The organism is Salipiger pentaromativorans (assembly GCF_024721115.1).
Lineage (GTDB): Bacteria > Pseudomonadota > Alphaproteobacteria > Rhodobacterales > Rhodobacteraceae > Salipiger > Salipiger pentaromativorans.
The window spans coordinates 266,044-280,013 of the sequence record NZ_JAMDHK010000005.1; the positions used below are offsets into that span (position 1 = coordinate 266,044).

The 13,970-nt window shown below is 66.2% G+C and carries 13 protein-coding genes; 3 read left to right on the forward strand and 10 right to left on the reverse strand.

Annotated elements, in window-relative coordinates; translation table 11 throughout:
* Positions 1 to 43: 43 nt before the first annotated feature.
* From M4578_RS11120 to M4578_RS11135, 4 genes are all read right to left on the reverse strand, one after another.
* Positions 44 to 1,846 (reverse strand): methanol/ethanol family PQQ-dependent dehydrogenase, encoded by a 1,803-nt coding sequence (locus tag M4578_RS11120; RefSeq protein ID WP_258093487.1) that lies wholly within the window; start codon positions 1,844 to 1,846, stop codon positions 44 to 46.
* Positions 1,847 to 1,966: 120 nt separating this feature from the next.
* Positions 1,967 to 2,380 (reverse strand): c-type cytochrome, encoded by a 414-nt coding sequence (locus tag M4578_RS11125; protein ID WP_258093488.1) that lies wholly within the window; start codon positions 2,378 to 2,380, stop codon positions 1,967 to 1,969.
* Between the two features lie 30 nt (positions 2,381 to 2,410).
* Positions 2,411 to 3,235, reverse strand: coding sequence for an S-formylglutathione hydrolase (gene fghA / locus M4578_RS11130; RefSeq protein WP_258093489.1), 825 nt, complete (start codon positions 3,233 to 3,235; stop codon positions 2,411 to 2,413).
* A 3-nt stretch (positions 3,236 to 3,238) separates the two neighbouring features.
* The gene (locus M4578_RS11135) at positions 3,239 to 4,366 is read right to left on the reverse strand and encodes an S-(hydroxymethyl)glutathione dehydrogenase/class III alcohol dehydrogenase (protein WP_258093490.1); all 1,128 of its coding nucleotides are present in this window, start codon (positions 4,364 to 4,366) and stop codon (positions 3,239 to 3,241) included.
* 164 nt (positions 4,367 to 4,530) lie between these two features.
* Here M4578_RS11135 and M4578_RS11140 point away from each other — a divergent pair, with 164 nt between their 5' ends.
* Positions 4,531 to 5,151 (forward strand): hypothetical protein, encoded by a 621-nt coding sequence (locus M4578_RS11140; RefSeq protein WP_258093491.1) that lies wholly within the window; start codon positions 4,531 to 4,533, stop codon positions 5,149 to 5,151.
* A 25-nt stretch (positions 5,152 to 5,176) separates the two neighbouring features.
* Here the strand turns inward: M4578_RS11140 and M4578_RS11145 are convergent, their stop codons facing one another.
* Positions 5,177 to 6,187 (reverse strand): quinoprotein relay system zinc metallohydrolase 2, encoded by a 1,011-nt coding sequence (locus tag M4578_RS11145; RefSeq protein ID WP_258093492.1) that lies wholly within the window; start codon positions 6,185 to 6,187, stop codon positions 5,177 to 5,179.
* Positions 6,188 to 6,313: 126 nt separating this feature from the next.
* Between M4578_RS11145 and M4578_RS11150 the strand changes: the two genes are divergently transcribed.
* Positions 6,314 to 7,123: a quinoprotein dehydrogenase-associated SoxYZ-like carrier gene (locus M4578_RS11150; RefSeq protein WP_258093493.1), complete on the forward strand. Its 810-nt coding sequence runs from the start codon at positions 6,314 to 6,316 to the stop codon at positions 7,121 to 7,123.
* Positions 7,124 to 7,165: 42 nt separating this feature from the next.
* Here M4578_RS11150 and M4578_RS11155 read toward each other — a convergent pair whose 3' ends face one another.
* The gene (locus tag M4578_RS11155) at positions 7,166 to 7,729 is read right to left on the reverse strand and encodes a cupin domain-containing protein (RefSeq protein WP_258093494.1); all 564 of its coding nucleotides are present in this window, start codon (positions 7,727 to 7,729) and stop codon (positions 7,166 to 7,168) included.
* A 149-nt stretch (positions 7,730 to 7,878) separates the two neighbouring features.
* Between M4578_RS11155 and aptA the strand changes: the two genes are divergently transcribed.
* A complete protein-coding gene (gene aptA / locus M4578_RS11160) occupies positions 7,879 to 9,195 on the forward strand; it encodes an omega-aminotransferase AptA (protein WP_258093495.1) in 1,317 nt (438 codons plus the stop codon).
* 336 nt (positions 9,196 to 9,531) lie between these two features.
* Here aptA and M4578_RS11165 read toward each other — a convergent pair whose 3' ends face one another.
* From M4578_RS11165 to M4578_RS11180, 4 genes are read right to left on the reverse strand one after another with little or no spacing between them, the layout of a single operon-like run.
* A complete protein-coding gene (locus tag M4578_RS11165; protein WP_258093496.1) occupies positions 9,532 to 11,175 on the reverse strand; it encodes a GMC family oxidoreductase in 1,644 nt (547 codons plus the stop codon).
* 11 nt (positions 11,176 to 11,186) lie between these two features.
* Positions 11,187 to 11,984, reverse strand: coding sequence for an ABC transporter permease (locus M4578_RS11170; RefSeq protein WP_258093497.1), 798 nt, complete (start codon positions 11,982 to 11,984; stop codon positions 11,187 to 11,189).
* Positions 11,981 to 12,871 (reverse strand): ABC transporter permease, encoded by an 891-nt coding sequence (locus tag M4578_RS11175; protein WP_258093498.1) that lies wholly within the window; start codon positions 12,869 to 12,871, stop codon positions 11,981 to 11,983. Before M4578_RS11175 ends, M4578_RS11170 begins: the two co-directional genes overlap by 4 nt.
* A 1-nt stretch (position 12,872) precedes the next feature.
* Positions 12,873 to 13,964 carry an ABC transporter ATP-binding protein gene (locus M4578_RS11180; RefSeq protein WP_258093499.1) on the reverse strand — a complete coding sequence of 364 codons (1,092 nt, stop codon included), beginning with the start codon at positions 13,962 to 13,964 and terminating at the stop codon, positions 12,873 to 12,875.
* Between the last annotated feature and the right edge of the window lie 6 nt (positions 13,965 to 13,970).

The window sequence follows — 13,970 nt, forward strand, 5'->3', positions numbered from 1 at the left end:
GCGCGGGCGTGATGCCGCGCCGGCCCGGCGCAAGGTCTGCGGATCAGTCGGGAAGGGCAAAGACCGTCAGCTGGCCACCGAGCGCGGTGTAATCGGACAGTGCGGAATAGCCGCCCACCGCGCCAAGACCGTCGTTCGGATTGGTCAGGCCCGCCGCGAGGCCGATGCCTGCCCAGCCGCCGACGCCCGAGAGGATGCCGATATACTGCTTGCCGCCATGCTCGTAGGTCATCACGTTGCCGATGATGCCCGAGGGGGTCTTGAAGCGGTAAAGCTCCTCGCCGGTGTCCGCCGACACCGCCTTCAGATAGCCTTCGAGCGTGCCGTAGAACACCACGTCACCCGCGGTGGCCAGAGCGCCCGACCAGACCGAGAACTGCTCGGGGATCGACCACTTGATCTCGCCCGCGATGTTGTCCCAGGCGATGAAGTTGCCCATGCCGCCGTGGCTGTCGGGCGCCGGATACATCGCCAGCGTCGCGCCCACATAGGGCTGACCGGCGGTGTAGCTGACCCGGAACGGCTCGTAATCCATGCAGACGTGGTTGGTCGGCACGTAGAAGAGGCCGGTTTTCGGCGAGAAGGACGCCGGTTGCTGGTCTTTCGACCCCAGCGCCGCCGGGCAGATGCCGGTCGAGTTCACGTCCTCGCCGTTCTGCTCGGTGGAATATTCGGCCACAACCGCCGGGCGGCCATAGGTCGCCGAGTTCGGGTCCATGTCGACGCCGGTGGTCCAGTTCACCGCCGGATCGTATTTCTCGGCCACCAGCAGCTCGCCGGTGATGCGGTCGAGCGTATAGCCAAGGCCGTTCCGGTCGAAATGGGTGAGCAGCTTGCGCATCTCGCCGTTCACTTCCTGATCGGTCAGGATCATCTCGTTGATGCCGTCATAATCCCACTCGTCATGGGGCGTCATCTGATAGACCCATTTGGCCATGCCGTCGTCGGGATCGCGCGCCATGATGGTCATCGACCAGCGGTTGTCGCCGGGCCGCTGCGCCGGGTTCCAGGTCGAGGGGTTGCCGGTGCCGTAATAGATCAGGTCGGCCTCGGGATCGTAGGAATACCAGCCCCAGGTGGTGCCGCCGCCGATCATCCACTGATCGCCTTCCCAGGTGTTGGTGCCCGAGTTCTCGCCCACCGGCGTGCCAAGATGGGTGGTGGTCTGCGGGTCCATCAGGATATCGCTGTCCGGGCCCATGGAATAGGCGCGCCATTCCAGTGCCCCGGTTTCCATGTTGTAGGCCGTCACCGAGCCGCGCACGCCGAATTCGCCGCCGGAAATCCCGACGATCACCTTGTCCTTGACCGGCATCACCGTGGCGGTGTTGGTCTCGCCCTTGGACGCGTCGCCGTTCATCACCTCCCACAGCACCTCGCCGGTGTTGGCATCGAGCGCCACCACCTTGGTGTCGGCCTGGTGCAGGAAGATCTTGCCGTCGGCATAGGCCACACCCCGGTTCACCGTGTCGCAGCACATCACCGGAATGACGTTCGGATCCTGCTTGGGTTCGTAACGCCACTTGATGCGGCCGTCCTCGTTGAGATCGAGCGCATAGACGATGTTGGGGAAAGGCGTGTGCACGAACATCGTGTCGCCCACCACCAGCGGAGAGCCCTCGTGCCCGCGCAGAACGCCGGTCGAGAAGGTCCAGGCGACCTGTAGGTCGTCCACATTGCCGGCGTTGATCTGGTCAAGCTCGGAATAACGCTGGTTGGCATAGTCGCCCGTCTGGATCGCCCATTGCGCGGGGTTGTCCATCTGGGTCATCAGGTCGTCGTTGGCCATGGCCATGGTCGCGGCGCATAGAGCCACACCCGACGTCAAAAGCGTCAGCTTCTTCATTTCCTACTCCCTTGGGTTTTCGGCGTTATCCGCCTGCGGCCATGCAGTCCCGGGCCGCTGTTCTCCTCCAGATACGGGGCCTCTTCTCCTCCCCCCGAATCCTGGACGTGGTGGTCTTGGTTAAGAGCCTCCCTCCATGCTGAATGTTGCCAGATATGCGATCACATCGGCGCGTTCCTGGTCCTTGCGCAGACCGGCAAAGGACATCTTGGTGCCCTTGGCGAAATCGCGCGGCTTGGTCAGAAACGCGTCGAGCTCTTCCGGCGTCCAGGTGCCGTCCTTCTCGGACAGGGCCTTGAGCGCGTCGGAATAGTCGAAACCGGGTTCGGCGGCGATGGTGCGGCCCACGACGCCGTTCAGCACCGGGCCGGTCTTGGCCTCGGCTCCCTCGCCCACCGCGTGGCAGGCCTTGCACTTGCGGAAGACCTTCTCGCCGGCGGCGGGGTCTCCGGGCAGGTCGCCATGGCTGTCGGCCAGGGCCATCCCGGCCGACAGTAGCGTCATGCACGCGGTTGCGAGCAGTTTGTCGAGCATAAGGTCCTCCTCCCTAAGTCAGCTCTGAAGTCAGGTCAGCCTTTCCGCATGCCAGGCCACATGGTCGCCCGCGAAGCTGTTCACGAAGAAATACGAATGGTCGTACCCTTCCTGCATCCGGAACGTCGCCGACTGGCGCCGCTTGGCAATGGCCGCGGCCAGCGCCTCGGGCTTCAGCAGGTCGAGGAACTGGTCGCTCGCCCCCTGATCCACCAGGATGTCGCCCTTCCAGCCGTGCTCCTCCAGCAGCAGCGTGGAATCATGGGCGGCCCAGCCGCTCTCGTCGTCGCCCAGATAGGCCGAGAGCTGCTTGCGCCCCCAGTCCGACTGGGTCGGATGCGCGATCGGCGCAAAGGCCGACAGGCTGTCGTAAAGTTCCGGGTTGCGGATCGCGAGGGTCAGCGCCCCGTGCCCGCCCATGGAATGGCCGGTGATGCCGTGCTTGCCGTTCACGCCCTCCATCCCCTCGACGATGCTGCGCAGCTCCGAGGTGATGTAGTCGTACATCTGGAAATGCGGCTTCCAGGGATCGCGGGTGGCGTTCACATAGAACCCCGCCCCCTGCCCGAGATCATAGGCTTCGTCATTGGCCACCCCCTCGCCACGCGGCGAGGTGTCGGGAAACACGACCGCTAGGCCGTGCTTCGCCGCATGTTCCTGAAACCCGCCCTTGGTCATGGCGTTCTCATGGGTACAGGTGAGCCCCGAGAGATACCACAGCACCGGCACCGGGCCATCCTTGGCCTGCGGCGGCATATAGACCGCAAAGGTCATCTCGCAGCCGCAGGTGTTGGACGGGTGCTTGTAGACGGACTGGGTGCCGCCGAAGCTCCGGTTCTGGGAAACGATCTCCATGGCTCAGTATTCCACCACCGCGCGGATCGACTTGCCCTCGTGCATCAGGTCGAACCCGTGGTTGATCTCCTCAAGCTTGAGCTTGTGGGTGATCATCGAGTCGATCTCGATCTTGCCGTCCATGTACCACTCGACGAATTTCGGCACATCGGTGCGGCCCTTGGCGCCACCGAAGGCGGTGCCTTTCCAGACCCGGCCGGTGACCAGCTGGAACGGACGGGTGGAAATCTCGGCCCCGGCGGGCGCCACGCCGATGATCACCGACACGCCCCAGCCGCGATGCGAGCATTCCAGCGCGTCGCGCATCACCTTGACGTTGCCGGTGGCGTCGAAGCTGTAATCCACCCCGCCGATCTGGTCGGCGCCGCGCTTGGTCAGATCGACGATGGCCTGCACCGTGTTCTCGACCTTGGACGGGTTCACGAAATGGGTCATGCCGAACTTCTTGGCCATCTCGGCCTTGTCGTCGTTCAGGTCGACGCCGATGATCATGTCGGCCCCGGCCATGCGCAGACCCTGGATCACGTTGAGGCCGATGCCGCCCAGACCGAAGACGGCGGCGGTCGCGCCGATCTCGACGCCGGCGGTGTTGATCACCGCGCCGATGCCGGTGGTGACGCCGCAGCCGATGTAGCAGATCTTGTCGAAGGGCGCGTCGTCGCGGACTTTCGCCAGCGCGATCTCGGGCATCACCGTGTGGTTGGCGAAGGTCGAGCAGCCCATGTAGTGATAGATCGGCGTGCCATCCAGCATCGAGAACCGCGTGGTGCCGTCGGGCATCAGGCCCTGACCTTGCGTGTTGCGGATCGCGGTGCAGAGATTGGTCTTGCCCGACAGGCAGGACGGGCATTCGCGGCACTCGGGGGTATAGAGCGGAATCACATGATCGCCGGGCTTCAGCGTGGTGACGCCCTCGCCCACTTCCACGACCACACCCGCGCCCTCATGGCCGAGAATGCAGGGGAACAGCCCCTCCGGGTCGGCGCCCGAGCGGGTGAATTCGTCGGTGTGGCAAAGCCCGGTGGCCTTGATCTCGACCAGAACCTCGCCCGCCTTCGGGCCTTCGAGGTTCACTTCCATGATTTCCAAAGGTTTGCCGGCCTCCAGGGCCACGGCTGCACGGGTGCGCATGCAGGTTCCTTCCTAGGTATCTAAAGTCGTTCTGACGCTCTGCGGCGATTGCCCAGAGTATGGGTGCGCTATCGCATACCGAACAATACACCCATTGGTGGGTATTCCCCGAAATGGACAGACGGCCCACCCTGTCCCATAGTCTGCGACGGGAGGAAAGCGCGATGTTGAATATCAAACAAATCGCCCTGAGCGCGGCCCTTCTGGGCTGTGCCGGGCCGCTGCTTGCGGCCGATTTTTCGGACCCGACCTGGCCTTGCGTCCAGCGCAAGGTCGAACACCTGTCCATCGGGCTGATGTGGCCCGCACCACTGGCCAAGCTGAAGCTGACCCCCGAAACCGACCGCGCCGCCGAAGAGCTGGCCGAAACGCTGGCACTGCGCCGGGTCGATCTCGATGCCGCCCGGGTTGCGGCAGAGGCGTTTGCCGAGAGCGAGGGGCGCGATACCGCGCTCATGGGCGAGATCTTTGCCCGGGTCTTCGACAAGCTGGCGACGCGGCGCACCCGGATCATCGGAGGAATCGGGGCATTTTCGACCAGCCAGATCGCCCTGTCCGAACGCATCGACGCGACCCGCGGCGAGATGGACGCCCAGATGGCGCTGGAGACGCCGGATTACGACCGGGTGGACGCGCTGGAGGAACAACTCGACTGGGACCAGCGGATCTTTACCGACCGGCAGAAGACGATCACCTATCTCTGCGAAACCCCGGTGCTGCTGGAAAAGCGGCTCTATGCGTTGGCGCAGATGCTGTACGAGACTGCGCAGCCGGACGGGGGATAAGCGTACGCCCCCGACGCCGGCCCGACTATTCCCATTCGAGTTCGGTAAAGGCCACCGTCGCGTTCCGCGCGTTATAGGCCTCGAAAAGCGCCCAGGCGCCTGCCTCGCTCTCGGCGATATGGGTCACCGCCTCGCCCAGCCGTTCTCCGGCGGCGATGGCGGCGCGGGTGTCTTCGGCCAGCACCTCCAGATAGTGCCGCAGCGGCGCCCCGCCCTCAGGCCAGTCCAGCACCGGCCCGCCATGGCCCGGCACCAGCCGCGCCACCGCCATGTCCTGAAGCGTGTCCAGCACCGTCTGCCAGCCGCGCAGGCTTCCATCCAGCGCCGGCGCATGCGCGTCGAACACCAGATCGCCCGCAAAGAACGTGCCCGTCGCGCGGTCGAACGCGGTCAGATCGCTGCTGGTATGCGCCGTGGGCCAGACCTGCAATTCCAGCATCCGCCCGCCCAGATCCAGCGAGACCGCCCCGGCAAGCCCCCGGTCCACATGCGGCATCTCGCTGCCCAGAAAGCGCGGCATGCCGATCAGCCGCGCGAAACTCTCAAGATAGCTGTCCCGCCGCTCGGCCAGCGCCCGGGCCAGATTCGCGTGGCCGATCACCTCGGCGCCGGAAAACACCGACGCCCCGAGCACGTGATCTGGATGCATATGGGTCAGAACCATATAGGCCACCGGCAGATCGCTCCGGGCGCGGATCGCACGGTAGAGCGCCTCGCCCATCCAGGCCGCCGAGCCGCTGTCGATCACCGCCACCGCCCGGGAACCGATCACGAACCCCAGATTCGATACATCCCCGCCGTTCTCCGCATCCGGCTCGGCAATCTCTCCCCGATGCACAAAGACCCCCGGCGCGATCTCGGTCACGTCCAGCGCCGGACCCGCCGGGCGACAGACCGCCCCCGCGATCGCGGGCGGATCCGCCGCCAGCGCCGCCACGCAGTCGGCGTGGCTGCCCGCCTCGTATCCGGGCAGCAGCGCGTCGCGGCAGGATGCCCCCGCCAGCGTCGCGCAGAGCGTTACCACAGCTTCGAACATGGCCCGTCCTCCCGTGCCCAGCCTCGCCCCGCGCAAGGATGTGATCCATACCGACCATGCGCTCGGTATCGGCAACCGGCGAAATCTGGCACACTGTGCCCCACATCCCATGCGAGGAGGAGAAGCATGGACCGCAAGACTCTCACCGCCGCGGTGCTGGCAGCAGCATGCGCTTTTCCGGCGCTGGCCGCCGACAATCCCAACCCGCTGACCGCAAGCCCGACCTGGGATTCGCTGCGCGAAGACGTCACCGGCATGGCCGGGCCGGTCGCCCCCGCCAATGGGCTCTTTACCGTCGAGGCCCCCTATCGCGCCGAGGACGCGGCCACGGTGCCCATCCATATCGTGCAGCAGGATCCCTCCCTGCGCATCGAAACCGCCACGGTGGTGATCGACGAGAACCCCGCGCCGGTGGCCGGCGCGTTCCGGTTCTCTCCCGCCATGGCGCCGCTCGATTTCGAGATGCGGGTGCGGGTGAACCAGTATTCCAACATCCGCGTCATTGCCGGCACGCCGCAGGGGCTGCGCATGGACGGGCGCTTTGTCAAGGCGTCCGGCGGCTGCTCGGCCCCGGCCACGAAAGACCCCGAAAAGGCGCTGGCCGGGCTTGGGCAGATGAAACTGCGGCTGTTCGGAGACCCCCCGGCGATCTCGACCCCGCGCCGCGAGGCACAGATCCTTGTGCGCCATCCGAACTATTCCGGGTTGCAGCGCGACCAGATCACCCAGCTTTTCATCCCGGCGCATTTCATCGACCATCTGGAGGTGTGGCAGGGCGACGAAATGCTGTTCTCCATGGATGGCGGCATCTCGATCAGCGAAAATCCCAGCTTCCGGTTTTCCTATACGGACAACGGCGCGCCGGCGCTGGCGGTGAAGGCCACCGACACCGAAGGCAACCGCTTCGAGACGGTGCTGCCGAAAGCCGGCGGCTAGCGTCCCGGCGCCGCCGGCACGACGCTCCTTGCGCCCGCCGCCTCAGAAGCTCGGCGGCGTGCAGGCGCTTACGACCTCGCACACCTCTGTCCCGACATTCCGGAACCGGTGCGGCGTGTTGGAATTGAAGTAATAGGCGTCGCCCGTCTTCAGCACATGCACCTCGTCGCCCACGGTGACCTCAAGCGTGCCGGAGACGATCACCGCGCATTCCTCGCCCTCATGCGACAGGGCACGGCGGCCCGAGTCCTTTCCCGGCTCGTAGAATTCATGCAGCATCTGGAGGCTGCGGCCCGGCCGCTGCGGCGCGACCAGAAGGTATTTCACCCCCGGCGCGCCAATATCGACATGTTCGCCCCGGCGGTAGACGGAGGCGTCCTGTCCCGAGAGTTCGAAACTGAAGAAGGTGGCCAGATCCATCGGAACCCCGTCGAGGATCTTTTTCAGCACCGAGACCGACGGCTGCATCGTCATCGCCTCGATCTGTGAGATCGTGCCCGAACCGACACCGGCGCGGCGCGCAAGCTCCCGCTGCGACAGGCCCTTGGATTTGCGCACCACGCGCAGCCGGCGGGCGACAATGGCGTCACTGGAGGTCGATGACATGAGCGGATGTGCTTTCCTGCTTCCGATCCGAAGCAGTGTCATATGAAAAACCTGCGGTTTCAATGGGGAAACAGGGCGGAAGAAATCAGGATTGTCCGGTTTCCGAAGCGGTGAGAGGCTATGCCGGATGCCCCGACCGGAGACAGACCATGAACGCCCACAGCAATACGACCTCCAGCTTCTGGATGCCCTTCACCCCCAACCGCGCCTTTGTGCAGAACCCCAAGCTGATCACCGCCGCAGACGGCATGTATTACACCGCCTCGGACGGGCGGCAGATCCTCGACGCGACCGCCGGACTCTGGTGCGTCAACGCCGGACACAACCGGCCGCGCATCGTCGAGGCGGTGCGGAAACAGATCGGCACGCTCGATTACGCACCGCATTTCAATTTCGCCACCCCGCAGGCCTTCGAGCTGGCCGAGCAGTTGGTCGCGCTGTTCCCCGACGGGCTCGACCATGTGTTCTTCACCAACTCCGGATCGGAGTCGGTGGACACCGCGCTGAAGATCGCGCTGCATTATCACCGCATGCGCGGCGACGGTGCGCGGACCCGGCTGATCGGGCGTGAGCGCGGCTATCACGGCACCGGCTTCGGCGGCATTTCGGTGGGCGGGATCGTCAAGAACCGCATGCATTTCGGCTCCCTCCTGACCGGCGTCGATCACATGCGCCACACCCACGATCTGGAGCGCAACGCCTTTTCGCACGGCTGCCCGGAGCATGGCGCGGAGCTGGCCGACGATCTCGTGCGGCTGACCGAGCTGCACGATCCCTCGACCATCGCCGCGGTCATCGTCGAGCCCATGGCGGGCTCGACCGGGGTGCTGCTGCCGCCGAAAGGCTATCTCCGGCGCCTGCGCGAGATCTGCGACCGCTACGGCATCCTGCTGATCTTCGACGAGGTCATCACCGCCTACGGGCGGCTCGGGAAGGCTTCGGCGGCGGAGTATTTCGGGGTGACCCCGGACATCATGACCACGGCCAAGGGGCTGACCAACGGTGTGGTGCCGATGGGGGCGGTGATGGTGAGCGGCAAGATCTACCAATCCGCGATGGAGCACGCGGATGCGCCGATCGAGCTGTTCCACGGCTACACCTATTCCGCCCATCCGGTCGCCGTGGCGGCCGCGCAGGCGAGTCTGGCGACCTATGCCGCAGAGGGGCTTTTCGCCCGCGCCGAGGCGCTGTCGGGCCTCTGGGAAGAGGCGGTGCACGGGCTGAAGGGGCTGCCGCATGTGAAGGATCTGCGCAATCTCGGGCTTGTGGCCGGGATCGAGCTGGAGAGCCGCGACGGCGCCCCCGGCGCGCGGGCGGCCGAGGCGATGAACAAGGCCTGGGACGCGGGGATCATGATCCGGGTGACCGGCGACATCATCGCGCTGTCGCCGCCGCTGATCGTCTCGGAAGACGAGATCCAGATGCTGTTCGGCAAGCTGGCCGGGATCCTGCGAACCATTGCCTGAGACGGATTGGGAGGGGTGAAAGGGGGGTGGGCAGATTGCCCACCCTACAATTGTGCGTTGCCCCAGCGCGGAATCAAGGCCGAAGCCCGCCTCTCACACATCGCAAAGCGATGTGTTGCCGGCAGGGGTTTGCAAGCAAACGCCGAGAGGCGCGCAGGCGCCGGACCGTCTCCGCGGTCTGGCGCTTTGGTGACGTTTGCGCTGCCTGTTGGGGTCCTTCGGATGTGGCAGGGATAAATCGAGAGATTCGACAGGCAGAGCGCCAGCCCAAGGTCCGGCGCTTGCGCGGCTAAGCCCGTGCTCACTCGTAGGGTGGGCAATCTGCCCACCGCCCTTTCACCCCTGCACCACACCCTTCACCAGATCCGCCGCCTTCTCGCCGATCATCACTGTCGAGGCGTGGGTATTGCCGCGCACCACGCGCGGCATGATCGAGGCATCCGCGACCCGCAGCCCGCTGACCCCGCGCACCCGCAGTTGCGGGTCCACCACGGAGTCTTCGTCCCCGCCCATCCGGCAGGTGCCGACCCCGTGGATGTCGGAGCCCGCCGCCTCGCGCACGAAAGATAGCAGCGCCGCCTCGTCCTGTACGCTCGGGCCGGGCCGCAGCTCCTCGGCGATCAGCACCGACAGCACCGGCTGCGCGGCGATCCTGCGGATCAGCCGGACCCCCTGGATCAGCGCGTTGCGGTCGTAGTCCGTCTGCAGAAAGTTGAAGCGGATGCGCGGCGCCGCGCGCATGTCAGGACCCGACAGGGTGATGTCGCCGCGCGCGTCTGGCGCCAGATGCTCGGGGCTGATGGTAAAGCCCGAGAATGGGTGTTGCCGCGCGCCCGTGCTGGTGCGTTCGGCGACGCTCCAGTTCGACAGGGTGATTTGCAGATCGGGCCGGTCGAGCGCCGGATCGGTGCGGGTGAACCCGCCGACATAGATCCCGGTCTCCGATAGCACCCCCTTGCGGGTCAGCCCGTAGCGCAGCCCCGCCAGCCCCCGCCGCCAGACACTGTTGGCCAGATCGTTGACAGTGACCGGCTCGGTGCAGCGGAACATCACCTGAAGCGAAGTGTGATCCTGCAGGTTCCGCCCCACCTCCGCCCGATCCACGACGGGTGCGATGCCCTGCGCCATCAGCCCGGCGGCGGGGCCGATGCCCGACACCATCAAAAGCTGCGGCGCCGCGATGGTGCCCGCGCTGACGATCACCTCGCCTGCCGCCCGCGCATGCAACGGCGTGTCGTCGCCCGTGCGGCGCAGCGCCACGCCCCGGCAGGTCCGGCCCTCGAAGAGCAGCCGCTCGACCGTGCAATCGGTCAGGATGCGCAGATTGGGCGGCGCGGATTTCAGATAGGCGCGGGCCGAGCTCCAGCGCCGGCCGCGCGCGGTGTTGAACTGGTAATAGCCGAACCCGTCCTGCGCGGCGCCGTTGAAATCGTCGTTGCGCGGCAGATCGGCGGCATAGCAGGCCGAGAGCACCGCCTCGGGCAGCCGCCCGCCGCGCGTGCTGTCGGAGATCTTCACAGGGCCGCCGCTGCCGTGCCATTCGCTCTCGCCCAGGAAATGATCCTCGGAGCGGCGGAAATAGGGCAGCACCTCGCGGAACGACCAGCCGCTGCAGCCGAGGGCGGCCCAGTCGTCGAAATCGAGATGATTGCCGCGCAGGAACATCATGCCGTTGATCGAGCTGGACCCGCCCAGAACCTTGCCGCGCGGCTGATACATGCGCCGCCCGTTCATCTCGGGCTCGGGTTCGCCCTCATACATCCAGTTGAGGCGCGGGTTGGCGAAGAGCTTGGCATAGCCCATGGGCAGATGCACCCAGGGCGAGCGGTCGCGCGGCCCCGCCTCGATCAGCAGCACGGAGCGGCGGCGATCTTCGGCCAGGCGAGCGGCGACGGCGCAGCCCGCCGAGCCCGCGCCGACGACGATGTAATCGTATGGGCCCCCGTCCAGAAACGGCGCGTCGGGGATGGTCGTGGTCATCGAGGGGCCTTTCAGGATTTTTTGCGTCTGCTCAGCAGCATCGCGAGCATGGCGATCACCGCGAAGAGCAGCAGTTGCGACGAGATGGCGGCGACGGTGGGGTCGATCTTGTCGCGCAGCGCCGCGAACATGACTTTCGGGAGCGTGGCGTTCTGCCCGCCCGAGACGAACATGGCGACCACGACCTCGTCGAGCGAGGTGACGAAGGCCAGCAGCCCGGCGGCCACCAGAGAGCCGCGCAGGTTCGGCAGGATCACGTCGATCCAGATGCGCCAGCGGGTGGCGCCGAGGCTTTCGGCGGCGCGTTCGAGCTGGTCGTCGAACTCGGCAAAGCCCGCGCTCATCACCACGAAGACGATGGGCAGCGCCAGCGCCGTGTGGCCCAGCACAAGCCCGGTCAGGCTGCCGACCATCTTCACGCTGCTCAGCACAAAGAAAAGGCCGATGGCGACAAGGATCGAGGGCACCACCGCAGGCAGCATCAGCACCCCGCCGGCCAGTGCCCGCCAGCGCGCCGTCATCCGGCGCATGGCGCTTGCGGCCAGCGTGCCCAGCGGCAGCGACAGCGCCACGGTCAGCAGCCCGACCAGCCCGGAGGTGACGGCGGCCGAGCGCCAGGTCGGCGAGCTCCAGAACTCGCGATACCAGCGCAGCGACCAGGAGCTGGGCGGGAATTCGAGGAAGTCGTTGCCCGAGAAGGACATCGGTACGACAAGGAAAGACGGCGCCACAAGGAAGACCAGCAGCAGCACGGCATAAAGCGCAGGCAGGCCGCGCAGCAGCCGGGGAACGAGACCGGAGCGGGTCATTTTGTCTCCTTTCCGCCTGACAGGCGTCGGCGCAGCAGCAGGCTCAGCCCCAGCACGGCGAAGACGCAGATCAGCAGCACCACGCCGATGGCCGAGGAGGCGCCGAAATTGGAATAGGTGGAGAGGCTGCGCGCGATCCGCATCGAGATCACCTGCACGTTGCCGCCGCCCAGAATGGCCGGTGTGACGTAAAAGCCCAGCGACATCACGAAGACCAGGATCGTGCCCGCGAGGATGCCCGAGAGCGACAGCGGCAGGAATACCGACAGATAGGTGCGCAGCCCCGAGGCGCCCATGCTTTCCGAGGCTTTCAGCAGGTTGCCATCGACCGAGCGCATGGCGCTGATGGTCGGCAACAGGAAGATCGGCAGCATGATATGGGTCATCCCCAGCACCGTCGCGAATTCGTTGAAGGCCAGCGGCAGGGGTGCGTCGATCAGCCCCCAGTCCTGAAGCCAGGTGTTGAGCAGCCCGTTGCGCTGAAGGATCACCAGCCAGGCGTAGGCGCGCACCAGAAGCGAGGTCCAGAGCGGGAAGAGCACCGCTGCCATCACCAGCCCGAAGGCGCGCGGCGGCAGTTTCGCGACATAGCTCGCAAAGGGAATGCCCAGCACGAGGCAGCACAGCACCGTCTCGAAGGACACCCGGAAGGTGATCAGAAAGATCCGCCGATAGCTCGCCTGTTCGATCAGCCGCGCATAGTTCTCGCCGCTGAGCGCGCCGCTGCGGTCGAGCACCGACAGCCAGACCAGCCAGAGGCAGGGCAGCAGCACAAAGACCCCCACGGTCAGCAGCGCGGGCATCACGCCGATCCGCCCGAGGACAAAGCCGGTGAGCCGGTGCAGCGCGAGCGGCGCGCGGCTGTCGGGCGCGGGAAGACTCACCATCTCAGGACCGTCCGACATAATGCAGCGCGTCGCGGCGCAGGTAGACGGTGCAGCTTTGCCCCGGCGCCAGCGTCTCGATCCGGCTGGAGGAGACGCGCTGCGCCCGGATGGCGATCTCGCGCCCGGTGCCGAGCCGCAGCTTTACCAGCCAGCTGTCGCCCTGAAAGACGATGTCGCGCAGCTCGGCGGTCAGCGTCACCGGCGCGGCATCCTCGACCCAGGGCACAAGCTGCATGTCCTCCGAGCGCATCATCAGCAGCGGGCCGTCGCTGTCGTGTTCGGCGGGCAGGCCGGACAGGATCTGCGCCTGTTCCTCGGGGTCGAAGAGGATCGCTTCGCCAAGGAACTCCGCCACAAAGGCCGAGCTGGGGCGGCGGTAGATCTCTTCCGGCGGGGCGATCTGTTCGAAGCGTCCGTCGCGCATCACCGCCACGCGGTCGGCGATGGTCAGCGCCTCGCGCTGGTCGTGGGTGACGTAAAGCGTCGTGATCCCCAGCTTTTCATGAAGCTCGCGGATCTCGATCTGCATTTCCTCGCGCAGCGATTTGTCGAGCGCCGAGAGCGGTTCGTCCATCAGCAGGATTTCCGGCTCGTAGACGATGGCCCGCGCCAGCGCGACCCGCTGACGCTGCCCGCCCGACAGCGCGTCGATGCGGCGGGCGGCGAGATGGTCGAGCTTGACCGTCGCCAGCGCAGCCATCGCACGCTCCACCGCCTCGGGTCTGGGCACGCGGCGCAGTTTCAGCGGATAGAGGATGTTCTCCAGCACGGTCATATGCGGGAACAGCGCATAGTTCTGGAACATCACGCCAAAGCCGCGCTTGTTCGCGGGCAGGTGGGTGATGTCGCGCCCGTCCAGCCGGATCGAACCGCTGTCCGCCTCGACGAACCCCGCCAGCGCCATCAGAAGCGTGCTCTTGCCCGAGCCCGAGGCGCCGAGAATGGCCAGGAACTCTCCGCGCTGGAGGGTCAGGCTCACATCGTCGAGGACGACATGTTTGCCATAGGTTTTGCGAAGCGCGGTGATTTCCACGCTCTTGCCCACCCCGGCGAGGCCGGGGTGGGGGTGGATCGAAGGGGTATCCATCTTCATGTCGAC

What these genes read in the sequence shown, in the direction of transcription:
- M4578_RS11120 (WP_258093487.1), bottom strand. Translation starts at nt 1,846, where the DNA reads ATGAAGAAGCTGACGCTTTTGACGTCGGGTGTGGCTCTATGCGCCGCG.
- M4578_RS11125 (WP_258093488.1), bottom strand. Translation starts at nt 2,380, where the DNA reads ATGCTCGACAAACTGCTCGCAACCGCGTGCATGACGCTACTGTCGGCC.
- fghA (WP_258093489.1), bottom strand. Translation starts at nt 3,235, where the DNA reads ATGGAGATCGTTTCCCAGAACCGGAGCTTCGGCGGCACCCAGTCCGTC.
- M4578_RS11135 (WP_258093490.1), bottom strand. Translation starts at nt 4,366, where the DNA reads ATGCGCACCCGTGCAGCCGTGGCCCTGGAGGCCGGCAAACCTTTGGAA.
- M4578_RS11140 (WP_258093491.1), top strand. Translation starts at nt 4,531, where the DNA reads ATGTTGAATATCAAACAAATCGCCCTGAGCGCGGCCCTTCTGGGCTGT.
- M4578_RS11145 (WP_258093492.1), bottom strand. Translation starts at nt 6,187, where the DNA reads ATGTTCGAAGCTGTGGTAACGCTCTGCGCGACGCTGGCGGGGGCATCC.
- M4578_RS11150 (WP_258093493.1), top strand. Translation starts at nt 6,314, where the DNA reads ATGGACCGCAAGACTCTCACCGCCGCGGTGCTGGCAGCAGCATGCGCT.
- M4578_RS11155 (WP_258093494.1), bottom strand. Translation starts at nt 7,729, where the DNA reads ATGTCATCGACCTCCAGTGACGCCATTGTCGCCCGCCGGCTGCGCGTG.
- aptA (WP_258093495.1), top strand. Translation starts at nt 7,879, where the DNA reads ATGAACGCCCACAGCAATACGACCTCCAGCTTCTGGATGCCCTTCACC.
- M4578_RS11165 (WP_258093496.1), bottom strand. Translation starts at nt 11,175, where the DNA reads ATGACCACGACCATCCCCGACGCGCCGTTTCTGGACGGGGGCCCATAC.
- M4578_RS11170 (WP_258093497.1), bottom strand. Translation starts at nt 11,984, where the DNA reads ATGACCCGCTCCGGTCTCGTTCCCCGGCTGCTGCGCGGCCTGCCTGCG.
- M4578_RS11175 (WP_258093498.1), bottom strand. Translation starts at nt 12,871, where the DNA reads ATGGTGAGTCTTCCCGCGCCCGACAGCCGCGCGCCGCTCGCGCTGCAC.
- M4578_RS11180 (WP_258093499.1), bottom strand. Translation starts at nt 13,964, where the DNA reads ATGAAGATGGATACCCCTTCGATCCACCCCCACCCCGGCCTCGCCGGG.